This is a genomic window from Sporosarcina sp. FSL K6-1540, from assembly GCF_038620285.1.
Classification (GTDB): Bacteria; Bacillota; Bacilli; order Bacillales_A; family Planococcaceae; genus Sporosarcina; species Sporosarcina psychrophila.
This window is the reverse complement of the sequence record NZ_CP152018.1, coordinates 4,596,950-4,620,633: the sequence shown is the minus strand read 5'-3', so window position 1 is coordinate 4,620,633 and position 23,684 is coordinate 4,596,950. Positions and strand designations below refer to the sequence as shown.

Below are 23,684 nucleotides of genomic sequence, written 5' to 3'. Positions count from 1 at the left end.
ATCTAGCAATCGAGAGGTTATTGAAAATACTCATCGAGGTTATTTAGTACTGGGTTCCGATTTCATTTAAATGATTACGTTCGATGGAAAACCAGTTGTGTTGAATGACTATCATCTTGGAGACAAAGTAATGACATTAATTTCTGAGAGTATAATTTGTGGGGGAATATACAGAAGAAATCATTACACCAGTGGCCAAGTTTTGTGCTGGAGCAATTGGACCTGCGACGAAAAAGCTGCTTGTCACATGTGAAAATAGGTTTGATTAAGTAAGACATGACTTTTAGATACAAGCGAAAGTGACTTGATTTTACTAGAAACAAGCCAAGTTATTTAATTTGAAAAGACCTGAAGATATTGGCATGCAGTTAACAGAAGGATTGCTGATGGAATCCAAAGTATGCGTATCTGCGATGGTATTCGCTCATCCAGATGCGAGGTGTTTTTTGCAGCTAAACTGAAATGTCTATTGTCTAATAAAGTAAGTATTGATGGATAAGCAGGGGTTTAAAATCACAACGGAGTTAGTTTAAGCTTACAAGAATACCTATGGACTACGACATAACAAACGTATGAAAAAAAGAGAAATAGCTCATGCTGAATACTATAAAAGGGACTTGACCCGCCGAATAATGTAATTTTTATTAGCAGAATATAATCGTATTCATAATAGAAAGTGAGGGACAGAGAGTATGCGGTTTTTTAAAAAGAAAAAAACAAACAAATCAAATAAAGCTGTTCCCTCACAAAGTCAAATGGTGGATCCAAATAAAAAAGATGGTCTGAAAGTTAGTCTTCAGGAAAATATACAAATCTTAAAAGATACACTTGGGAAAAGTACGGATATTGTCTTTCGAGAAATTCGAATTGGAAAAGAAGGAAGCATTAAAGCGGGCATTATATACACTGATGGGTTAACAAATACAACTTCGTTACAAGAATTCATTTTAGAAACACTTATGTTGGATACTAAAGATATTGAATTACAGGTAAAGTTGTCAACTGGGCAAAGTATTATTAGCATTTTAAAAGATTTTTCCATGACAGTAGGAGAGATAAAAGATTTCACTACTTTTGAAGTACTTTATAATGGTCTTTTGTCGGGCGATACAATAATACTAATCGATGGCTATTCACAAGGATTAGTCATTTCAAATAAGCACTGGATTGAGCGTGGGGTAACGGAACCAGTTGCTCAAACGGTAGTGAGAGGACCCCGTGAAGGATTCTCTGAAAACTTACGCGTAAATACGGCATTAGTTCGACGGAAACTTAAAGATCCTAATCTTTGGGTGGAGTCTAAGGTAATTGGAACACGGACGAAAACGGATATTGCGTTGATGTACATCAACGGTGTTGCAGATGAAAAAATAGTGAAAGAAGTCCATTTGCGTTTGGATAATATCGAAATTGATGGAATTCTAGAAAGTGGATATATCGAAGAATTAATTGAGGATTCACCTCATTCACCTTTTCCCACTATTTTCAATACAGAACGCCCAGATGTAGTAGCTGCAGCACTACTGGAAGGAAGAATAGCCATTTTGGTAGATGGAACGCCATTTGTACTTATCGTTCCTGCGTTGTTCATTCAATTTTTCCAGTCTTCTGAGGATTATTATCAACGTGCGGATATTTCGAGTTTTATTCGACTCCTTCGTTTTGGCTCTTTTGGTATTTCTTTGCTGGCGCCGGCGTTTTTTATTGCAATCACAACTTTTCATCAGACAATGCTGCCACCAGCACTGCTAATTAGTCTGACTGCCCAACGAGAAGGTGTTCCATTTCCTGCATTCTTTGAAGCATTGCTAATGGAATTGACCTTTGAAATATTACGTGAAGCAGGCGTAAGAATGCCTCGATCGATTGGATCTGCCATGTCTATTGTAGGTGCATTCGTCATAGGGACGGCAGCTGTCGAAGCAGGTGTAATTTCTGCGGCGATGGTAATTATTGTTTCAATAACTGCTATCGCGAGCTTTGTTTCTCCAACCTATGATATAGCGATTGCTGTAAGATTACTGCGTTTTGGTTTTATGGGAATAGCTGCCTCGTTCGGTTTATTTGGAATTATGGTGGGTTTAATTGCTCTCGTACTCCATTTATGTAGTATTCGTTCTTTTGGCATTCCCTACATGTCTCCATTGGGTCCATTTAATATTTCCGATCAAAAGGATACATTTATTCGATTGCCTAGATGGGCAATGATTACTCGACCTCGTCTTATCAATCAACAAAATATAGTTAGACAACAAGATTCAGCTTCTGCAAAACCAAAGCCACCAAAAAATGAGGAGTAAAAGGAGCCTAAACGATGAAAAAATATACTTTTGTGCTCCTAATTCTGAGTCTTGTTTTAACGGGATGTTGGGACAGGAGGGAATTAAATGAGATTGGGATCACTTTAGCGCTAGGAATTGACAAAGTGGATGAAGAATTTCAATTAACTGCTCAAGTAGTTGTACCGTCGGAAGTATCCATGAAACAAAGTTCTGGTCGTTCAACAGTAACCTTATTCCAAGCTACCGGTGAAACAATATTTGAAGCCTTTCGAAAAATGACAATCGACTCACCCAGAAAGATATATCCCGGTCATCTTCGAATGCTTGTGATTGGCGAGGAATTAGCTAAAGCAGGTGTAGGTGAGTCATTGGATTTACTATCAAGAGATTGGGAACTAAGGTCAGATTTCTATGTTGTTGTTGCAAAGGATAAGACTGCTGCAGAAATACTGAATGTTACAACACCGATTGAAAGCATACCTGCAAATAAAATGTTTAATACGCTTAAAACGTCTGAGGAAAACTGGGCTGTGACGAAAGGGGTTACATTAGATGAGCTGTTAGGCGATTTTATAACAGATGGAAAGGATGCAGTTTTAACGGGTATTCAGGTGTTTGGAAATCAGGAAGTAGGTTCAAGCAAGCAGAATGTGGAGTCAATTACGCCTGCTGCCCAAATTCAATATGATTATTTGGCGGTATTTAGGCAAGATAAACTAGTGGGATGGTTAAATGAAAGTGAAAGTAAGGGATATAACTATATTATCGACTCCGTTAAATCGACAGTAGCATCAATTTCATGTCCCGAGGAAGGGAAAGTTTCGATAGAGGTAATTAATTCTAAATCTGAATTGAAAGGAAAGATTAACAAAGGGGAGCCTGAAGTAAATGTAACTATCGAAGTAGAGGGGAATGTGGGAGAAGTGGAATGTCACATCGATATGAAAGACACAAAAACAATAGATGCGTTAGAAAAAAGTTATGAAAAAGAATTGAAGGAAATCGTTCATCAAACAATTGAAACGCTACAAAAACAATATAAGTCAGATATTTTTGGATTTGGACAAGCTATTCATCGATCCAATCCGAAAACATGGAAAAAAATTAAAAATCAGTGGGATGAAGAGTTTACGGAATTAACAGTGAACGTTGAGGTTGATATGAAAATACGTGATACGGGTACAGTAAGCAATTCATTCTTACAAAAGTTAGAGGAATAAAGAATCATGCTGAAAATTATTGGACTCCTGTTGATAGTAGCGGCAATCGTACGGTTTGAAGTTCCATCCCTATTACGAAAGAAAAATAAAAAAGAATTGGTTGTCTTTTTACTCTTTCTTTCTATTGGTACAGGCTTAGGGATTGCTCAAGTATTAGGAAAACCCATTCCAAATCCAATGGACTTACTAACTTTCATTCTAAGACCAATAAATGAAACGCTCTTCCGTTAGTTGAATTAGAGAGGTAAGGAGGGTGAAGAGTTGAAATGATGCATAATATTAAAATAAATTCAAATCAATTTCTAGTGTTAGTTATCTTTTTTACGATTGGGACGAGCATCTTAGAAGTTCCGTCAGTTTTAGCAGCAAAAACGAACCAAGATGCCTGGATTACAGCTATAATTGGTACGGGAATCGGGTTATTGGTGGTATGGCTTTTCACCGCGATAGCACTTTGGTTTCCTCACCTCACCTATGTTCAAATGAATGAAAAAGTATTTGGAAAATTGATTGGTAATGCCGTTTCAGTTTTATTTGCAATGATGTCACTTCTTTATGCTTCAACTCTTTTATTTCAATCAGGTAATTTTTTTAATACCCATATCATGCCGAATACGCCCTTGTCAGCGCTTAATATTCTGATGGCTGGAGTTGTGGTAATGGGCGTTTACCTTGGGTTAGAGACCATCGCACGTTCTGCAGAAATCTTTGGTGCCTTTTTCATCATCATCTTTATTATATTTACCGTTTTAATTGCACCCGATATCCAGGTTGACCACCTAAAGCCTGTGTTTGAGGCAGAACCGAAAACGATGATCAAATCCTCCATCTTTTATGTCCTTATGTCTTCTGGAAATGCAATTGTTTTATTAATGATTTTCCCCGCATTTGTAAATGATGTTAAACATGCAAAAAAATCCTTTCTACTTGGAAATTTAATTGGTGGACTTATTATTATTCTCATTACATTTTTGAGTATTTCTGTGTTAGGAGCAGGAAAAACGGCGAACGAAATTTATCCAAGCTATGAATTGGCCAAAAGAATTAGTGTTGGAAATTTCATAGAAAGAATTGAAGTATTAATGGCTTTACTATGGATTCTTTCTCTCTATTTTAAAATGATTCTTTATTTTTACGCTACTGTTTTAGCGATTGCACAAATTTTAAATTTGAAAGATTATCGCCCTTTAATAATGCCAATAGGGATAATTACCGTGGTTCTTTCCCTTGTTATATATCCTAATATTATCTATAAACAGAATTGGGATAATACGACGGGAAATTCTCTTACATTAGTAGTTGGAATTATATTTCCCTTATTGTTAGTTATCGTTTACGGAATACGAAGGAAGGGTTTGAAGAAAGAAGTTACAAAATAACAAGATACGTAACGAATAAATTTGTAGCGTAAGTATTTTACTAGGGGGTAAGATGATCAACTCTGGTTAGGCGGGTACGTTTATTTGATATTTAGATATTTGTATACTAAATTGATTTTGTACTGGTTTTTGTTTCACTATTTTTAAAAAATCTGGGCACCAGACCTTATGATAGAACGATCACGACGATATCTAATGGTAAAAATTCTACCATTCAAGATCGGACTATTATATAACTGAATCCGTTGTTAAATCGACAGAACTTGATGAGAAACGGTTAATTGAAACGTTGTAATAATTGAAGGATACTTATTTATATATATTTAGATACATAAATTGCTCGATTGTCTGTCTGGCAATTATTATTAATCAGTATAGGAATAGTCCTAGGCTTTATCTGTGGAAAAATATTCAATATAAAAATAACCCACCATGGTCCGCATTGTAAGAGGCATGGTGGGTTCTATTGTCGATACTAAACATATAGCTAAGAAATTGTGCGAAGCATACATACGTAGTAGAAATGCACAACTAGGCACAATATCGCCTAAATCTATACTTACATTCTTTTTTTATACCCGTTAATTCGTGATTCTTCTTCTGCACTTATTTCAGTTTGTAATCCTTCAATGCTTTCTTTACGTCGCTCGTTTTTCTCCTTGATTGCAGCAAGTTCTTTCCCCTCGGCGAATTCCATCGCTGCTTCGGCTGCTTCCATATTACTGATGGTTTTCTTTAGCCTATTTACATTGTCATCTGAATCATTCGGTTTGATGTTAGTCATTATACTTCCTCCTTCAACTTTTTTAAAAACCTTCAAGAGATAGCGTTCCCAAATTCACAATAATTATTTGTCGATTACAGTTCTCGGGAAGAAGACGATTACTACAATGATATTTTCCTTATGGCAAAGAATCCTCATATCTGGCGTTTAGAATATGTATGAAATAGTGGAATGGGACGTTAATCTACTAGAGTTTTATTGGGGTAGAAAGTAGGTTGGATAGCAGATGAAAAGTGTGAAATACCAAATTCCAAAACAATTACTAGCCGTTTTGGAATCCGGTATGATTTATTTTACTTCAGCGTTCCATGCATATATTAGATTTGTTGATTTCAACCTATTTCTAACAGTAATGCCAGCCCATGCTGCCAGTGTCGCTTTAATGAAGCCAACAAGAAGAAACGGTGCAAATCCACCTGAAAATGCTGCGGTCCAAGAAAGATTTGCAATGACTTTTAACCAAACCGTTCCAAAAGTTAATGCAATAAACATTCCGATTACGTTTGCGATGATTGCGTTTTTAACTGTAAAACTCGTTTTTTCAAGAAAAAAGCCAATGATAAGTGCAGTTGGGATGAACCCGATCAAATACCCACCAGTTGGCCCGACTAGAATCCCTAAACCCCCAGACATCTGTGCGAATACCGGTATCCCTATTGCGCCCATGCATAAATAAATGAGTACTGACAATGTACCATATCGTGCGCCCAATATTGTCGCAGCAAGTCCGATGGCAAGCGTTTGTCCAGTAATTGGTACAAGTGGTAATGGAACTGTAACTTGCGCTAATACACCAATAATTGCTGCGAATAGTGCTGAAATAATCATCATTCGTAGTTTGTAACTTGACTCAGTCATAGTGTGCAAATCCCCTTTTGTGTTAACTGAAATATAATAATAGTTGACTCATTAATTGTATAGTAACCCAACTGCTTTCGTCAACACGATTATTTTAAAATGAAATGTATTGTTTAGGTATTGACTAAACATACAGTACCTTTGTAAGGGATTAGTGTGAGTTGTGAAACCTTCATGACTGTTTATCGAATAGATACTCGAAATTCATCACTTGGACTATACAGGTGATGGATTTATTTTTGCGAATATGAAGTTGAAATCCAACTAGTTGTTTGCTACTATTTTTATTAACAGATAGTTCTAATTGTTGATTCTATTTGTGTATCTGAAAGGGGCAAATAAATTGAAAATTATCGACTTGCATTGTGATGTATTGCTTAGATTGTATGAATCAAAAGGGGAAATGAAGTTTCAAGATTCTTTGGAACTCGATACGAGTTATGAAAAACTAATAAAGGGTGGAGTAAAAGTACAAGCATTTGCTATATTCGTGTATCCGGAAATGAAGTCAGATCAGAAATTTCAAGCTGCTTTAGATCAAATCCATTATTTCTATACAGATGTGCTTGGGAACAATCCGAATATGAAACTGATCAAGGAGTGGAGCGATTTCGATCAGTTAAAAGACGGAGAAATTGGAGCGATGTTGACGCTTGAAGGTGTGGATGCAATCGGAAACGATCTACAAAAGCTAACTATTCTTCATCAATTGGGAGTCCATTCGATTGGTCTTACTTGGAATAATGCCAACTTGGCAGCAGACGGAGCGGGAGAACCACGTGGAGCGGGACTGACGTCGTTTGGCAAAGAGATTGTTCATTTCAATAATGAACATAAAATTTTGACCGATGTCTCCCATTTGTGTGAAAAGGCTTTTTGGGATGTCATGGAAGAAGCAAACTATCCAATTGCGAGCCATTCGAATGCCAGAGCATTATGCAATCATGTTCGTAATCTGACAGATGATCAGGCAAGAACACTGTTTGAAAAAAATGGGCTCGTCCATGTTGTCTACAATCCGCCGTTTGTGAAGGAACAAGGGGAAGTTGTGATAACAGACCTAATCGAACATATTGACCATTTCTGTTCTTTAGGCGGAGAGAAACAAATTGGGTTAGGCTCAGACTTCGATGGTATCTCGTCGAAGATTGTTAATTTGGAAGATGCATCTATGCATCCGAATTTACTAAATGAGTTGCTAAAAAAATACAGTGAAGAGACGGTCAAAGGTTTTGCCTACCAAAACTTTATGGATCATCGTCCTAATTGAACGGTAATAAGAGAGCCAATCAAGCTGAGTGAGAAGTAGAAAGCGCCGAGGGGTAAAATATAGGCTAGTAAGGGAAACTGTTTTAAATAACTCGGGTTTTCTCCGTTTTTACCTTCTACGTCCTGTATAACTTGCTCGCGTTTGCTAAGGGTTGAATAGAAACGTCTCGAGTTGTTGATAAATCTAGTGAAAAAACCATCTTGGATGATGAGTAATACACTGCCGATTAGTAACATGATGATGCCGATATAGAAAAATAAATCAAGTAAAATAATGATATACTTTGGGGCCATAAATACAGTAGAGAATAAAATAACGAAAGATGTGATGCAAAAAGAAAGAAGTAAGCTTTTCTTATTCATAGAGGTTAACAACTCCTACCTTATTTATAGATTAATAGGGATATATCTATTAATTAAAAATATTATTGCTATTGTGATTGTAAGCACTTACAATTATATATAGTTACTAGAATAGTACAAGGGGGGAATGGGAAATGAAGAAAAAAACATGGTTAGGCTTAATTTTCTTGGCCATTTTTTCTTTGATTGTTTCGGGTTGTAATTTCAGCTCATCAACTGAAGAGAAAGACGACAAGAAAGAGGATGAAAAAGAAGCAGACGGCAAGGTTGCACAAGTACTTAATTTGAGTGCAACGGCTGATATTCCAACATTGGATTCAACAAAAGCGCATGACGCTATTGCATTTGACGTTTTGAATAACGTGAATGAGGGGCTGTATCGTCAGGATCAAAGTAACCAATCTGTTCCCGCGCTCGCAGAGAAGCATGAGAAAAGTGAAGATGGCATCGTTCATACATTTACAATTAGAGACGCGAAGTGGAGCAACGGCGAACCTGTAACAGCTGCCGATTTTGAATACGCGTGGAAACGTGTTATGAAAGAAGCTGGTGCATATAATTACATGCTTGTTACTGCAGGCATCAAGAATTCCGAAGCTATCATGAACGAAGAAATGGATGCTGCAGAACTTGGTATTAAGGCAACAGGAGAAAAAACGCTTGAAGTGACACTTGAAAGTGCAAATCCATTATTTGAAACATTACTGGCATTCCCGACATTCTTACCGCAAAATCAAAAGTTTGTAGAAGAGCTTGGAGATCAGTATGCACTCGAAGCTGACAACATTTTAGCAAATGGTCCATTCAAACTTGATAACTGGTCACAAGAACAAAGCTGGAAACTTGTTAAAAATGAAGATTATTGGGATGCAGGAACAGTGAAAATTGAAGAGGTAAATGTATTTGTCGTTAAAGACCCGTCTGCCGGGGCGAATTTATATGAGACAGAGAAAATTGACCGCGTCAAATTAACTTCTGCACTTATCGACCAATATGTTGAGGATAAAAACTTTAAAGTTGAAAAAGACTCAGGTATTGTCTTCTTACGCTTTAATCACAACCATCCAGTGCTTAAGAATTCAGAAATTCGCCGTGCGATTGGAATGGCAGTTGACCGTCAAGGTTTGACAGATGTTATTTTGAAAGACGGTTCTTCACCAATTTACGGAGTAGTTGGAGAAGGATTTTACTTCTCGCCTGAGAATAAGGATTACCGAGAGTTAAATGGAGACTTCAATAAAGGGACTCCTGAAGAAGCAAAAGCAATATGGGAAAAAGCTTTAGCTGAAGTTGGACAAACAGAATTGACAGTGTCACTCAATATTGCTGACTCGGATGAAATGAAAAAAGTAGCTGAGTACTTACAAGCGCAGCTTGAAGACAATCTTCCTGGATTTAAGCTTGATATTAAAGCTGTACCATTCGCTCAGCGTCTTGAAATTGAAAAAGCAGTCGACTATGAACTTTCTCTTTCTACATGGGGACCAGATTATAGTGACCCGATGACCTATTTAGATATGTGGGTAAAAGGCAGTTCTTCAAACCGTATGGATTATAGCAATCCAAAATTAGATGCATTAGTTCATGATGCACGCGGTGAGACGGATTTAAGCAAGCGTTACGAGATGTTGCTTGGTATTGAAAAGGTTTTGTTGGAAGAAGATGCAGCAGTTGCGCCTCTTTATCAACGAGGGTCTGCAATTCTTGTACGTGATAAAATCAAAGATTTAGCTAAACATCCAACGGGTGCTGAATTCACTTACAAATGGGCTCACATCGAATAAACATATGATTTAAGCAACAGATAAGCGAAGGTGTATCCAACTGGAGCATCTTCGTTTTCTGATTGATAAATAACTTGAGAAAAGAATATCTATTTAATCTGAGCGAAGGCGCCTTACAAGGGTTAGCCGAAGCGAATTCAATGGGATATTTTATATCAACATTTATAGAAGGAAAATCAAGAGCTTTTTAAGGAATTGGGGTGTCCGATTTGAAGCGCTACATAGTAAAAAGATTCGGGTTTATGATTATTACATTGTTTATCATTATCACAGCAACGTTCTTTCTTATGCAATTCCTTCCGGGAACGCCGTTTACAAACCCGGAAAAGTTATCTGATAAGCAACTCGTTATTTTAAATGCCAAATATGGATTAGATCAACCGGCAGCAATCCAATACATTCGCTATTTAGGGAATTTAGTACAAGGCGATCTTGGCTATTCATTCCAATATGAAGGTCGAACTGTAAAAAGTATGATCGTTAATCGTATTGGCCCTTCTGCGCTCATTGGTTTACAAGCACTTGTATTTGGGACGATTGTAGGGCTAGTACTCGGTATTATTTCTGCATTACGACATAATACACTTCTTGACTATGGTGCTGTGACACTTGCAGTACTCGGGATGTCTATCCCATCGTTCGTTTTTGCAGCATTGCTACAATACTTCATTGGGGTGAAGTATGAATTATTACCTGTTGCTTTATGGGAAAGTTATGCGAGTACCATTTTACCGTCGTTCGCACTTTCAGTAACAGTTATCGCAACGGTCGCACGTTTCATACGAAGTGAAATGCTCGAAGTATTAGGACAGGATTATGTGACGACAGCAAGAGCAAAAGGCTTGCACGAATCCACGGTTATGGCGAAACATGTCATTCGAAATGCGCTAATCCCTGTTGTTACGATGCTCGGTCCGTTAGCAGTTTCGATCATGACAGGAACATTAGTTATTGAAAAGATATTTTCAGTACCTGGCCTCGGGGAACAGTTCACATTGTCAATTATGGTCCTCGATTATAGCGTAATTATGGGAATTACCTTATTTTATAGTGCGTTGTTCATATTCGTTGTCTTTATTGTTGATATTTTATATGGTCTTCTGGATCCTCGGATTGATTATAAACAGGGGGGACAGGCATGAACAAAATCGAAAAAGATTCGTCCATTCAAAGCAAATCTACGGATAACTTTAAAATGAATACAGATGGAATTACAGCTGATCTATTCGTGCCCGCTCCGCTGGATCCAATGGAACTGGAAGATATCAATTCGCCATCTGTCTCATTTTGGCAGGAGGCATTCCACCGATTATTTAAGAACAAGGGAGCAGTTATTTCACTGGTTTTACTCGTATTGCTAATCATTTTGGCTCTAATAGGTCCCTTAATGAATGAGCATACGTATCGAAGTCAAAACTTGGTTCACTCTAATCTACCTGCAAAAGTCCCGGGACTCGGGTGGCTTGGTTTTGATGGAACAGATATAAAAGGTGTAGATGTTTATGAAAAAAGAAATATAGAAGCAAATTACTGGTTCGGGACAGATGAATTTGGCCGGGATTTATGGACAAGGGTATGGAAAGGAACGCAAATTTCACTCTTCATTGCGCTTGTTGCTGCGGCTTTAGATTTAGTTATTGGTGTCGTTTATGGCGGTATCTCCTCCTTCTACGGAGGCAGAGTAGATAATGTTATGCAACGAATAATTGAAGTATTAATGGGAATACCGAATTTGATTATCATTATCTTATTCATACTCATTCTTGAACCGGGTATTACGTCCATTATTTTAGCGATGGTGATAACCGGGTGGGTAGGAATGGCACGTGTTGTACGCGGACAAATTTTGCAATTGAAAAGTCAAGAATTTGTCCTAGCCTCCCAAACGCTCGGTGCATCAAATTCTAGATTGATTTGGAGGCATTTATTGCCAAACGTAATGGGGCCGATTATCGTTACCATCATGTTTACAATTCCTACAGCCATATTCTTCGAAGCCTTTTTAAGTTTCATAGGCTTAGGATTGCAGGCGCCACAAGCATCGCTTGGTGTGTTAATTGAAGATGGCTATAAATCTATGAGGTATTTCGCATACAAGCTACTATTCCCAGCACTTGTAATAAGTACGATTATGATTTGCTTCAATCTACTCGCTGATGGATTACGTGATGCGTTAGATCCGAAAATGAGAAAATAGGGAGTGGGTCTTTAATGAATGAAGAAATATTGTCAGTCAATAACTTACACATTTCCTTCCAGACCCAAACAGGTGCGGTTAAGGCGGTAAGAGGTGTGAATTTCAAGTTAAACAAAGGTGAAACGTTGGCGATTGTTGGTGAATCAGGTTCAGGGAAATCTGTTACCGCAAAATCAATTATGCGTCTTTTACCAAAGCATAATACATTAATTCCACAAGGGGACATCACTTACGAGGGGCGGGATCTTTTAAAACTATCGTTAAGTGATATGCAGAAGGTAAGAGGCTCAGAAATATCAATGGTGTTCCAAGATCCAATGACTTCCTTGAATCCGACGATGAAAATTGGGAAACAAATTATGGAGGGCCTCATAAAACATCAGAAGATGACAAAAAAAGAGGCCAAACAAAGAGCATTTCAAATGCTTAAAATGGTCGGTATACCGAATGCTGAAGAACGCCTAGATGGATATCCGCATCAGTTTTCAGGTGGAATGAGGCAGCGTGTTGTCATAGCAATGGCGCTTGCTTGTAATCCCAAAGTATTAATAGCTGACGAGCCGACAACAGCTCTCGATGTAACAATTCAAGCGCAAATCCTGCGGTTGATGAAGGACTTGCAAGAAAAAATGGATACGGCAATTGTTTTAATTACGCATGATCTTGGCGTTGTCGCAAACATGGCTAATCGAGTTGCTGTCATGTATGCGGGTGAAATCGTGGAGCAAGGGACGCTAGATGAAATTTTTTATAAACCACAACACCCGTATACGTTAGGACTTCTTCATTCCATGCCTAACTTGAATGCCAGTCGATCCGAGCCACTTATTCCTATTCCGGGTTCACCGCCAGACTTAGCAACACTTGGTACAGGCTGTCCATTTGCTGCCCGTTGTCCGTATACGATGAAGGTCTGTCATAACTTCCATCCAGAAACGACGCAGCTTGGTGAAAGTCACTCAGTTTCATGTTGGCTGCAAGATGTGCGAACGCCGGCCGAACATGTCCCGGAAAAAGTTAGGAGTGTAAAATAATGAATATGAATGAAGATTTATTAGTCGTTACAGAATTGAAAAAACATTTCAAGCTTAATAAGAATAGTACATTAAAAGCCGTTGATGGAATTAGTTTTACGATAAAAAGAGGGGAGACGCTGGGTCTTGTTGGTGAGTCAGGATGTGGGAAATCGACAGTCGGGAGAACCATTACTCAAATTTATGAGCCTTCGAGTGGCCAAATTCTTTTTGCTAATGAAGTAGTCCATTCAAAACGCGGTAAACAAGAGCAAAAAAAGAAGAAGCGCAATATGCAAATGATTTTCCAAGATCCCTATTCTTCATTGAATCCGCGTATGACTGTTATGGAAATCATTTCAGAGGGGCTAGTCATTCATTCAGCCGAGTTATCATTGAAAGAACGAGAAGTAAAAGTGAATGAGCTGTTAGAGCTCGTGGGCTTGAACAAAAAACATTCGCAAAGGTATCCTCATGAATTCAGCGGAGGGCAAAGGCAGCGTATCGGTATTGCACGTGCATTGGCCGTTGAGCCAGAATTTATTGTCGCAGATGAACCAATCGCTGCACTGGATGTATCGATACAGGCCCAAATCGTCAACTTATTGAAGAAACTCCAAAAAGAAAAAGAGCTTACTTTTTTATTCATTGCGCATGATTTATCAATGGTGAAATACATAAGCGACCGAATTGCAGTTATGTATTTAGGGAAAATTGTGGAGTTAACGGAAAGTGAAACGCTTTATGAGAAACCATTGCATCCTTATACTGAGGCTCTACTTTCAGCTATCCCATTGCCCGATCCGAACCTGGAGCGCTCTAGAAAACAAATTGTCCTGAAAGGTGACGTCCCTAGTCCAATCGACATTCCAAGTGGATGTAGGTTCCGGACGAGATGTCCGAAAGCGATGAAAGTTTGTGCGGAGCTTGAACCGGCGTTTATGGAAGTAGAGAAGGGCCACTATGTCGCCTGTCATTTGCACGATGAAAAAGTAATGTCCCGACAAGATGCAGTTCCAATTAATGTAGAGTTGTCCTGATTAGCAGGGGCAACTTTTTTGTTTGCTAAAGATCGTTTAAGATAACGTTATCTACTAGCATAATCCCTATAAATGTAATATCTATAATTAATTAAGCGAAGGCGCCTTAAAAGGGGTAGCCGAAGCCCTAAGACTGGCAGCAAAGCTGCTTGGCTTATGGCGGGAGGCATCCCCGAGCGCCGCAGCGGATTCAATGGTGTTCTAGATTTCAACCTATACAGTCTTATTATTAACACAATCATTTCCTGTCTAATACTACCTATCTACTTAATAACAATAAACTTACGAAGGGATTGATACAATTGATGCAGTGGGAACAATTTGAAAAGTTTATAGAGGAAGTAATGGAAAAGGAACAAATACCGGGTGTTGCAGTTGCACTTTCGAAAAACGGACAACCCATTTATGAGCGAGGATTTGGGACAAGGAATTTTGAAACGAATGAGCCGGTCACCCCAGAAACGATTTTCGGAATCGCATCAATCACAAAATCATTTACCGCACTTGCTATTATGAAACTGGCAGAAGAAGGACGTTTACAAGTTGAAGACACGGTGATCGAGCATCTTCCTGAATTTCAATTAGTCGATTATGCCGATATGGAGGATATAAAAATACGTCACCTCCTTTCTCACACAACAGGTCTTGCAACAATGGAGCGAAAGGAACAACTCACGAAATTCGATGAACATCTTCATTATTTAAACGAAAAAGCATGGAGCTGGGTAGGGAAGCCTGGGGAATATATGTGCTATAACAATGATATGTTTCTCTTACTGGGCGCAATTATTGAAAAAATAACTGGCGAAAATTATCAGGCATATATCAATAATCAAATTATAAACCCCTTACAAATGACCAGAACGACATATAATCTTCTTGGATTACAGAGTTTTGAAAATGTCACAACACCATATGTGCTGGAGGATGGTAAGCCGGTAGCATGTCCGTGGCCGACGTTAGGAAATTATGCCGTTGGGGGTGGTATTCGGTCGACGGTAGTTGATTTGTTGAAATACGGAAACATCTATGTGGATGTACTTGAAAGGAATATTGTCAGTAGGGCGTATACTTCACAAATGGCACAACCCGTTCATCAAACGAATGGCAAGAGTTTTTATGGGTTTGCCCTTCAAACGACTCCAAATTACTCAGCGGTTACATTAGTCGAACATGGCGGAGGCCAGCCGGGTGTATCTTCTAATTTCGGTTTCATTCCAGAAAAGGGAATTGTTGCTGTCGTTTTAGCGAATATGAGCGGTGTAAGTGCCGACGCAATTTGGCTTGCGGCTGTGAATACTGCATTAGGTATCCCAATCGACCAAAAGAGAAACACAGAGCCTGAATTTGAAATGACTAAAGAACAAAAACAGCGTGTACTCGGGACATATATATCAGCTGAAGGGTCCCAAGTTGATATTTCATTAGAAGATCAAACCGTCATGGCAACAATTGATAATAAAACCTACACACTTCGCGCAAGTAACGAGACAACACTAATAATTATGCCGCTCGAGAAGCCGATTCGGTTCTTTATTGATGAAAAGAATGATGCATGGGCACTATTTATTGGGCTAAGAATGCTAGTAAAGAGTAGGTAGTAATCGCGAGTATGTATATAGTGAAATATTCCATCAAACACGCATCGGCTACCTCTTGTAAGGCGCATACGCTCAATTTATACAGGTATTCATAAGTATATATGTTGAATTAAAAAATACTATTGAATCTGTTGTGGCGCTCAATAATGAGAGAGGTGTAATTCGGGGAGTGGATTGTAGAACGCTTGGCGCTTTGGGGATGCCTCTCGCCCTAAGCCTGGATTGGCGCTTCGCATCCAGTATCACGGCTTCGGCTACACCTTTGCCGCGCCTACGCTAGCGTTGTTCATTATTGAAGAGAGTTATGATTCGGAGTGTATATGCCGAGATTATAATGTGATTATTTTTTGATAGTGATTTAATTAAAGAAAGACGCACTAGAGATTGCAGGTCTCATTCCGGTAACGAAATGCTCTTTCTCACATAGTCCATCCAGCGAAGGTGCGTCTTCGTGGTAGCCGGAGCGATGAGACTGAAAGTGGTCTTCTTTCTGGCTTATCGCGGGAGGCATCCACAAAGCGTCGAAGCGGTATTGGCAGGAATTCTAATTTGCTCTATGTAGTGGGGCTTTTTCAGCGGCCTCCCAAAACCCTTTGTAAAGCGCATATGCCGTATTCATTTGTTCGACATATATAGTTGTTTTTAAAATGCAAAAAGACCAGGTCTGCAGAGACCTGGTCCATTCATAATCGCATGTTATCATTTGCGGATTTTATCGATTTCATCCGCAACGAATTGTACATTTGTGCCAACAATAACTTGAATACTTTGTGGCCCTACCACGTTTATCCCTGGTACGCCTGTATCTTTAATTTTCTTTTGGTTGACCGCATTCATATCTTTTACTTCTACACGTAAGCGTGTTGCACAGTAGTCAACGGAAGTTACGTTAGCGTCTCCGCCTAACCCCTCAAAAATCGTAGCGGCCATGCCTGAGAATTTATTACCTGTTGTAGTACTTGCTACTCCGTCTACATCCTCATCTGCTACATCCTCATCGTCTTCTCTACCTGGTGTTTTTAAGTTGAATTTCACGATTAAGAAACGGAATAGGAAGTAGTAAATGACTGCAAAGACTAAACCTTGAACGATTAACATATAGGGTTGGTTAGCAAGTGGTAATCTGAAACTCAAGACTAAATCGACAAAACCAGCACTAAATCCAAATCCTGCTGTCCAGTGGAAAGTAGCGGCAATAAACAACGATAAACCTGTTAACGCAGCATGCACAACATAAAGAGCTGGTGCCAAGAACATAAATGCAAATTCAAGTGGTTCTGTAACACCTGTAAAGAATGCAGCGAAACCTGCTGCTAACATCAAAGATGCTGCTTGTTTTTTTCTTTTTGTTTTAGCTGTATGATACATTGCAAGTGCTGCAGCGGGTAGCCCAAACATCATAATTGGGAAGAAACCTGCCTGATACATACCGGTAACACCCTTCGTGCCTGTTCCAGCCCAGAAGTTACCAATGTCATTAATACCAGCAACATCAAACCAAAATACGGAGTTCAATGCATGGTGTAATCCGGTAGGGATCAATAGTCGGTTAAAGAAGCCGTATAATCCTGCACCAGTAGCACCTAATCCACTAATACCTTCACCAAAACTAACTAAAGCTGTGTATACAATAGGCCAGATAAAGAATAATGCTGCTGAAGCGACTAACATAGCGGCAGCTGTCATAATGGGAACTAAGCGTTTTCCACTAAAGAAGGCAAGTGCATCCGGTAACTGTACATGACTAAAACGATTGTACATAATGGATGCGATAATTCCAGACAATATCCCGATAAATTGGTTTTCAATTTTTTCAAATGCAGGATTTACATTAGCAATATCCGTGCTAAGTAACATAGCTACCGAATCTGTTGATAGCAATGTCGTAGTTACGAGGAAAGCGACCAAACCACTTAACGCGGCAGAGCCATCCTTATCTTTGGACATACCCAGTGCTACCCCGACTGCGAAAAGAATAGACATATTTTGGCTGTCGAGAATCGAAGACCCGGCTTTGATTAAGAAGGCAGCTAATACGTTTCCTGAACCCCAACCATCATGGTCAATCCAATACCCGATCCCCATTAAAATTGCCGCAGCAGGTAATACAGCTACAGGTAACATCAAAGAACGGCCAAGCTTTTGAAGGTATTTCATCATGTTAAACTCACCCCTATTCATAGTTTTTAGATAGTTTGTTCGGAAGAATATATATGATGACGACTCATGTTGACTTTATTGCTTTCTTAATCGTTCAATATGAAGTGCGATATAGCCCAACTCTTGTTCATGCAGCTCGACTGCATGTAACACAACTAATTCCTTTGCAACCTCGGTTGCACAATTATATGAAAGAGGAAACTTCTTTTTAATCATGACCAACATTTCCTCATCCATCGTGTGAAGCCCATACTGATTCATTCTTGTTAGGGTGGAGCGAAGATGCGTAATTAGGCGATGATAAGAAATATCGTCCTCTTCAATCGTGATCATTAAGTGTTCCTTGATTGTTTGGACCATGTCTCTAATAATCGCCGTTTGTCTTAGGGTTTGATGCAAATCACCTCCTTGCGGTTTCATGGTATGGATATGAAGTGCAATATAAGCGGCTTCATCCTCAGGCATGTCCACTTGACATCTTTCTTTTATATGTTGGATTGCCCAAAGCCCAATTTCAAATTCTCTTCTATAAAGTATTTTTATTTCATGCAATAACTTATTATTTAGATGAATACCATCTCTAATTCTTTCGATTGCAAATGACAGATGATCAGTAAGGACGATGTGAATATGCTCGTTTAATTTCGTGCCCATATACGCCTCTGCGTATGTAATAATTTCTTCTGAGATGGTGAAATGCTCTTCTGGAATTCGACTTAGAAGCTGCTGTAACTTGTCATTCTCCCTCATAACAAATAACTTTTCGATTTTTTCGACATTCACAATGTCGTTGCGTTTCTTATTAAAAGCAATCCCAGTGCCAACAGCAATCTTCTCATGCTGGCCATCTAGTACGACGACAGCGTTATTATTGAGAATCTTTGTTATTTTCATCGAAAGTCACCGCCTTCTTTTCACTGGATATACTCATGCATTACTTAGTGGAAATTGTCATTAACACTGTTTCTCCCATGATGCCTTCTTTTGCAACTTCGCACTTTACATTCCGTTCCGCACTATTTGTAATCACGATGGGTGTTATAATGCTTTTTGCATGTTCGCTAATATAATCCCAATCTACTTCAATAAGTGATTGACCGACCGAAACTGCGTCACCTGCTTTGACTAATACTGTAAAACCATTTCCTTTTAATGAAACCGTTTCCAATCCGATGTGAATAAGAATTTCTGTCCCATCACTTGAACGGAGGCCAATGGCGTGCTTTGTATCGGATACTAAGATGACAGTTCCATCTATAGGAGCATGAATACTACCTTTCTTTGGCATGATAGCGACTCCTTCGCCCAACATTTTTTGGCTAAAGACTGGGTCCGGAACTTGGTCAAGTGGGATTATTTCTCCATTAATAGGTGCGAATATCTGTAATTTACTCTTCTTGAATAATTTTGATAGCATGTCTGTGGACTCCTTTATTGTCGGTGATGTAGGGCTCGTATCCCTCGATTTATATTGTGCAATCACAACGAGCAAACAAGAAAAGGCATGGGGTAAAAAAGAAGATTTTAAAAAAACCTTCTAAGTTTACCACCATGCCTGATCGAGTCAGTAACATGTGATCCGCTATTAAACTTCTATTCGGATAATAACATTTAATTTATTATAATGCAATAGAAAAATAAACTTTTTTTTACAAGGCTGCAAGCTTATAGTTCTATCGGTTTATTCACCGAAGACGCCTTATGCTTTTCTTATTTAGATTTTAAGCTGATGAGGATGAGTAAAATTCCGCCAAAGAGACAAATCATCCTTACGAATGAAATTTTTTCAGTTAGTCCAACCAATGCTATTCCTGTCGTAATAATTAAAATACATGGACCTACTAAGGCCAGTAGGGTGTTGATATAAAAGGCTTTTTCTAAATCATTAAATTTAAACATAAACATTGCCGCTGTAATATCAATACTTCCTGATAAAATTCTCAATAAAATTATGAAAATAAGTGCTTTTTCCATCAATGAATAAGACGCCTCCACCCTTTGTTATCCAGCTATATTAGCCTGCCCCTAATCGTAGTTACTAAAGTGTATGTTTGCTTTCCTTCTATTAGTAGAGAAAAATGAAAAGCCCTTAGATGGATCCTTCTATAATATGTTGAATAAATGAATACCTATATTTACCGATCGAAGGTGCCTTACAAGGGGAGCCGTAGCGAATTCAATGGGATTCTTTATCTCACTCCGTTTGAAATAATGTTTCGGAATTAAATTGTTTTTTATAGATAAGTGAAGAAAAATGAACCCGGGTAGAGTGTTATTCGATGAAACAAACTATTATGTAATTCATTGGATATATGATAAACTAGATGTAAGTTAATATATTGGGTTTGAGCTAATGAGAGACCTCAGGGAATGGTTGCGTATCGCAACTTATTTCTTGAGGTCTCTTTTTCACTTATAAAATACCATAATTTAGAAGGAGACGAGATAAATGACAAACTTTTCATCATTAGAACGGGAAGAGACATTAGACAAATTAGCAACAGAGGAATTTGATTTACTCATAATCGGAGGGGGAATTTCAGGAGCTGGAATCGCTTTAGATGCTACGGCACGTGGGTTGAAAACAGCGCTTGTCGAGATGCAAGACTTTGCTTCTGGCACTTCAAGCCGCTCGACAAAACTTGTCCATGGCGGATTACGTTATTTAAAACAATTTCAAATCAAAGAAGTAGCGGAACTTGGAAAAGAGCGGGCAATCGTCTATGAAAATGGACCACATGTCACGACTCCAGAATGGATGGTCCTTCCTTTTCATAAAGGAGGAACGTTTGGCAAATACTCGACTTCTTTTGGTTTGAAAGTATATGACTTTCTCGCAGGCGTTAAGAAAGCTGAAAGAAGAAGGATGTTAACAAAAGAAGAAACCCTTCAGAAAGCACCGCTTGTGAAACAAGAAGGATTATTAGGCGGCGGCATTTACGTCGAATACCGCACTGATGATGCACGCCTGACAATTGAAGTTATGAAAGCAGCCGCTGAAAAAGGCGCAACCTTAGCAAACTATGCAAAAGCAGAAACCTTTATTTATAAACAAGAAAAAATTGCCGGTGTGCAAGTGTTAGATACATTAACAAATAAAAAAGTTGTTATTAAGGCGAAAAAAGTTGTCAATGCGGCTGGACCTTGGGTAGATGATGTGAAGGGGATCGAAGGCGAGGCTACAACAAAAGGAAAACACTTAATTTTATCAAAAGGTGTGCATCTTGTATTCGATCAAAAAGACTTTCCGTTGCACCAAGCAGTTTATTTTGACACACCCGATAAACGTATGATTTTTGCAGTGCCTCGCGATGGAAAAGCTTATGTGGGAACAACGGATACATTCTATGAAGGAGATCCGAAAGTGATGCAAATTACTGAAGAGGATCGCTCGTATATCTTAAATGCGATTCAATATATGTTCCCTAGTCTTAACTTGACAGCGGAAAACGTAGAGTCAAGTTGGGCAGGAGTCAGACCACTCATCCATGAGGAGGGCAAAGGTCCGTCGGAAGTATCGAGAAAAGATGAGATTTGGGAATCGGAGAAAGGTCTTATTACAATTGCAGGTGGGAAATTGACCGGCTATCGTAAAATGGCGGAAACTGTGGTGGATAAAATAGTTGATCAGCTTAGTCATGAAGAAATTCGTCATTTTAATAAGTGTGGGACGAAGAATTTGCCAATCTCAGGTGGTGATATTGGTGGTTCATCAAATATGAACCGATTTATGGCCAAGGCGATTGAAAAAGGTCAATTAGCTGGATTTACAGAACGACAAAGTCGACACTTGGCAACACTTTATGGCACCAATGTTGACCAAGTATTTGCGATACCCTTTGAAGCACACACAGCAATTCCACGTATTCTTTATGTGAAATTACGCTATGCAATTGAATCCGAAATGGTTGCCAAACCAACTGATTTCTTTGTTCGGAGAACTGGGGATATGTTCTTCAATATTGACAACGTTAAAGCAGGGAAAAAAGATGTGCTAGATGAAATGGCATTCATTTTCGAGTGGACAGATGCAGAGCGTCAGCAATACGAAAAAGAACTGGCTGATGAGCTGACAATTGCAACAACAGTGTTGTAACATGCTATATTGGAGACAGGAAGCATGAAAGGAGGCAGTGCAAAAGATGCCTTTTCACGATCAAAAGATATTGCCCGCTGCGCGAAGCTTAAAGCAGTTTGAACAGTTGCTAAAAAGCCCATTTGAATACATTGTTCTTTTAGAAGTGCATGTTGGCAATCTTAAAACGCTCAAAACAGAAGCAGAGAAATATGGGAAAAAAGTAATCATCCATGCCGATTTGATTCAAGGATTGAAAACGGATAATTTTGCTGCCGATTTTCTATGCAATGACATTAGACCAGCTGGCATTATTTCGACGAGGTCCAATATGATCATGAAAGCGAAAGCCAAAGGAATTATCGCTATTCAACGCATGTTTCTCTTAGATACAATCGCTTTGGAAAAAAGTTATTCCTTGATTGACCAGACAGTTCCTGACTATATTGAAATGTTGCCGGGGGTAATACCAGAACTCATTAGCGAAGTGTATGATAGAACAGGAATTCCAATTATTAATGGAGGCTTGATTCGGACAAAAAAACATGTCCAAGATGCATTGGATGCGGGTGCTGTCGCAGTAACAACATCAGACCATGAGCTGTGGGATTCATTCATCAAAGATTGACAGTCTTTTTTAATAAGAATATACTAATAGCAAGTCAATAGTAAGTGGTTGAGCTAAGGAGTCCACGTTTGAACCCTACGTAATGTAGGTGTTTAAACGTGGGCTTTTTCATGTCTAAAATCAACCACTACAAAATAGAAACGAAGGTGGATTAAAAATGACACCCTTTATAGCAGAGCTAGTTGGGACAATGATTTTAATTATTTTCGGTGCTGGAGTCGTCGGTGGTGTTTTGATGAAGAAGTCGAAAGCCCAAGACTCTGGTTGGATTGTAATCACAATTGGATGGGGACTCGCCGTTGCAATGGGGGTATATGCAGTTGGTGGTGTCAGCGGTGCACACTTGAATCCCGCGGTGACCCTCGGAATGGCTTCCATTGGTGAATTCCCATGGGCTGATGTCCCCATGTATATGCTAGCTCAAATACTTGGAGCGATTTGTGGAGCAATCATTGTTTATTTCCATTACTTGCCTCACTGGAAGGAAACTGAAGACGAAGCGGCGAAGTTATCTGTATTCGCTACAATTCCGGCAATACGTCATCCACTCTCCAATTTAACGAGTGAAATAATTGGTACGTTCATTTTACTGCTTGGTTTACTAGCAATCGGTGCAAATGAGTTTACGGAAGGCCTGAATCCACTAATTGTAGGTGCGTTGATTGTTGCCATTGGGGTCTCATTGGGTGGAACAACTGGCTATGCCATTAACCCAGCCCGTGATCTAGGCCCGCGTATAGCCCATTTCTTTTTGCCGATTCCTGGGAAAGGGAAGTCGGATTGGAGTTACGCATGGATACCTGTCGTAGGTCCGTTATTGGGCGGAACATTTGGTGCGCTGTTTTATCAACAAGTGTTTGAAGGTGTTACTAGCATTGCATTTTGGATTGTTGGTAGTATTGTGTTAGCGGTATTGTTAGGTGCACAGTATTCATTAAGAAAAGAGTCAGCACAAGACGCAAAACAAAGTGTTACAGAATAGCTAAGAAGATTCATACATTATGTAATAAAAACTCACTATATGGGGGACT

The 23,684-nt window shown here is 39.0% G+C and carries 22 protein-coding genes; 15 read left to right on the top strand and 7 right to left on the bottom strand.

Translation table 11 applies throughout. From position 1 onward, the window contains the following. Positions 1 to 362: 362 nt before the first annotated feature. From MKY15_RS22225 to MKY15_RS22205, 5 genes are all read left to right on the top strand, one after another. Positions 363 to 461, top strand: a complete 99-nt coding sequence (locus tag MKY15_RS22225; RefSeq protein ID WP_342538616.1) for a hypothetical protein — start codon at positions 363 to 365, stop codon at positions 459 to 461. A 231-nt stretch (positions 462 to 692) separates the two neighbouring features. Beyond that, positions 693 to 2,300 (top strand): spore germination protein, encoded by a 1,608-nt coding sequence (locus MKY15_RS22220; protein WP_342538615.1) that lies wholly within the window; start codon positions 693 to 695, stop codon positions 2,298 to 2,300. Between the two features lie 14 nt (positions 2,301 to 2,314). Continuing rightward, on the top strand, positions 2,315 to 3,502 hold the full coding sequence (locus MKY15_RS22215) for a Ger(x)C family spore germination protein (protein WP_342538614.1): 1,188 nt from the start codon (positions 2,315 to 2,317) through the stop codon (positions 3,500 to 3,502). Positions 3,503 to 3,508: 6 nt separating this feature from the next. Then, positions 3,509 to 3,733 (top strand): hypothetical protein, encoded by a 225-nt coding sequence (locus MKY15_RS22210; protein WP_067210695.1) that lies wholly within the window; start codon positions 3,509 to 3,511, stop codon positions 3,731 to 3,733. A 35-nt stretch (positions 3,734 to 3,768) separates the two neighbouring features. Beyond that, a complete protein-coding gene (locus MKY15_RS22205) occupies positions 3,769 to 4,881 on the top strand; it encodes an endospore germination permease (RefSeq protein WP_067210692.1) in 1,113 nt (370 codons plus the stop codon). Between the two features lie 559 nt (positions 4,882 to 5,440). Here the strand turns inward: MKY15_RS22205 and MKY15_RS22200 are convergent. Together MKY15_RS22200 and MKY15_RS22195 are read right to left on the bottom strand one after the other, a co-directional pair. Then, positions 5,441 to 5,665 carry a small, acid-soluble spore protein tlp gene (locus MKY15_RS22200; RefSeq protein ID WP_067210690.1) on the bottom strand — a complete coding sequence of 75 codons (225 nt, stop codon included), beginning with the start codon at positions 5,663 to 5,665 and terminating at the stop codon, positions 5,441 to 5,443. A gap of 288 nt (positions 5,666 to 5,953) precedes the next feature. After that, positions 5,954 to 6,523: a biotin transporter BioY gene (locus MKY15_RS22195; RefSeq protein WP_067210688.1), complete on the bottom strand. Its 570-nt coding sequence runs from the start codon at positions 6,521 to 6,523 to the stop codon at positions 5,954 to 5,956. 343 nt (positions 6,524 to 6,866) lie between these two features. On the opposite strand from MKY15_RS22195, the gene MKY15_RS22190 reads away from it, so the two are divergent. Beyond that, positions 6,867 to 7,793: a dipeptidase gene (locus MKY15_RS22190; RefSeq protein ID WP_067210685.1), complete on the top strand. Its 927-nt coding sequence runs from the start codon at positions 6,867 to 6,869 to the stop codon at positions 7,791 to 7,793. On the opposite strand, the gene MKY15_RS22185 is transcribed toward MKY15_RS22190, so the two are convergent. After that, entirely contained in the window at positions 7,778 to 8,155 is a 378-nt protein-coding gene (locus tag MKY15_RS22185; RefSeq protein ID WP_338656175.1) for a DUF3899 domain-containing protein, read from the bottom strand. The genes MKY15_RS22190 and MKY15_RS22185 overlap by 16 nt on opposite strands. Before the next feature lie 134 nt (positions 8,156 to 8,289). Here MKY15_RS22185 and MKY15_RS22180 point away from each other — a divergent pair, with 134 nt between their 5' ends. From MKY15_RS22180 to MKY15_RS22155, 6 genes are all read left to right on the top strand, one after another. Beyond that, positions 8,290 to 9,939 (top strand): peptide ABC transporter substrate-binding protein, encoded by a 1,650-nt coding sequence (locus MKY15_RS22180; RefSeq protein WP_067210680.1) that lies wholly within the window; start codon positions 8,290 to 8,292, stop codon positions 9,937 to 9,939. Between the two features lie 209 nt (positions 9,940 to 10,148). Next, positions 10,149 to 11,081, top strand: coding sequence for an ABC transporter permease (locus tag MKY15_RS22175; RefSeq protein WP_067210678.1), 933 nt, complete (start codon positions 10,149 to 10,151; stop codon positions 11,079 to 11,081). 53 nt (positions 11,082 to 11,134) lie between these two features. Beyond that, positions 11,135 to 12,136 carry an oligopeptide ABC transporter permease gene (opp3C, locus tag MKY15_RS22170; RefSeq protein WP_067213991.1) on the top strand — a complete coding sequence of 334 codons (1,002 nt, stop codon included), beginning with the start codon at positions 11,135 to 11,137 and terminating at the stop codon, positions 12,134 to 12,136. 14 nt (positions 12,137 to 12,150) lie between these two features. Further along, the gene (locus MKY15_RS22165; protein ID WP_338656178.1) at positions 12,151 to 13,170 is read left to right on the top strand and encodes an ABC transporter ATP-binding protein; all 1,020 of its coding nucleotides are present in this window, start codon (positions 12,151 to 12,153) and stop codon (positions 13,168 to 13,170) included. A gap of 5 nt (positions 13,171 to 13,175) precedes the next feature. Next, positions 13,176 to 14,189 (top strand): oligopeptide/dipeptide ABC transporter ATP-binding protein, encoded by a 1,014-nt coding sequence (locus MKY15_RS22160; RefSeq protein ID WP_067213990.1) that lies wholly within the window; start codon positions 13,176 to 13,178, stop codon positions 14,187 to 14,189. A 305-nt stretch (positions 14,190 to 14,494) separates the two neighbouring features. Next, positions 14,495 to 15,790, top strand: a complete 1,296-nt coding sequence (locus tag MKY15_RS22155; protein ID WP_187047920.1) for a serine hydrolase domain-containing protein — start codon at positions 14,495 to 14,497, stop codon at positions 15,788 to 15,790. Positions 15,791 to 16,489: 699 nt separating this feature from the next. On the opposite strand, the gene nagE is transcribed toward MKY15_RS22155, so the two are convergent. The 4 genes from nagE to MKY15_RS22135 all read right to left on the bottom strand — a co-directional run bounded on the left by nagE (position 16,490) and on the right by MKY15_RS22135 (position 19,924). Beyond that, the gene (gene nagE / locus MKY15_RS22150) at positions 16,490 to 17,950 is read right to left on the bottom strand and encodes an N-acetylglucosamine-specific PTS transporter subunit IIBC (protein WP_342538612.1); all 1,461 of its coding nucleotides are present in this window, start codon (positions 17,948 to 17,950) and stop codon (positions 16,490 to 16,492) included. Between the two features lie 75 nt (positions 17,951 to 18,025). After that, the gene (locus tag MKY15_RS22145; protein ID WP_067210673.1) at positions 18,026 to 18,844 is read right to left on the bottom strand and encodes a PRD domain-containing protein; all 819 of its coding nucleotides are present in this window, start codon (positions 18,842 to 18,844) and stop codon (positions 18,026 to 18,028) included. 40 nt (positions 18,845 to 18,884) lie between these two features. After that, the gene (locus MKY15_RS22140) at positions 18,885 to 19,367 is read right to left on the bottom strand and encodes a PTS glucose transporter subunit IIA (RefSeq protein WP_067210670.1); all 483 of its coding nucleotides are present in this window, start codon (positions 19,365 to 19,367) and stop codon (positions 18,885 to 18,887) included. A gap of 293 nt (positions 19,368 to 19,660) precedes the next feature. After that, positions 19,661 to 19,924 carry a YqhV family protein gene (locus MKY15_RS22135; RefSeq protein ID WP_067213988.1) on the bottom strand — a complete coding sequence of 88 codons (264 nt, stop codon included), beginning with the start codon at positions 19,922 to 19,924 and terminating at the stop codon, positions 19,661 to 19,663. 475 nt (positions 19,925 to 20,399) lie between these two features. On the opposite strand from MKY15_RS22135, the gene MKY15_RS22130 reads away from it, so the two are divergent. From MKY15_RS22130 to MKY15_RS22120, 3 genes are all read left to right on the top strand, one after another. Continuing rightward, positions 20,400 to 22,046: a glycerol-3-phosphate dehydrogenase/oxidase gene (locus MKY15_RS22130; protein ID WP_342538611.1), complete on the top strand. Its 1,647-nt coding sequence runs from the start codon at positions 20,400 to 20,402 to the stop codon at positions 22,044 to 22,046. 46 nt (positions 22,047 to 22,092) lie between these two features. After that, positions 22,093 to 22,653, top strand: a complete 561-nt coding sequence (locus MKY15_RS22125; RefSeq protein WP_067210665.1) for a glycerol-3-phosphate responsive antiterminator — start codon at positions 22,093 to 22,095, stop codon at positions 22,651 to 22,653. A 157-nt stretch (positions 22,654 to 22,810) separates the two neighbouring features. Continuing rightward, complete coding sequence (locus MKY15_RS22120; protein WP_187045202.1) at positions 22,811 to 23,635, top strand: MIP/aquaporin family protein; 825 nt, start codon at positions 22,811 to 22,813, stop codon at positions 23,633 to 23,635. The last annotated feature ends 49 nt before the right edge of the window (positions 23,636 to 23,684 follow it).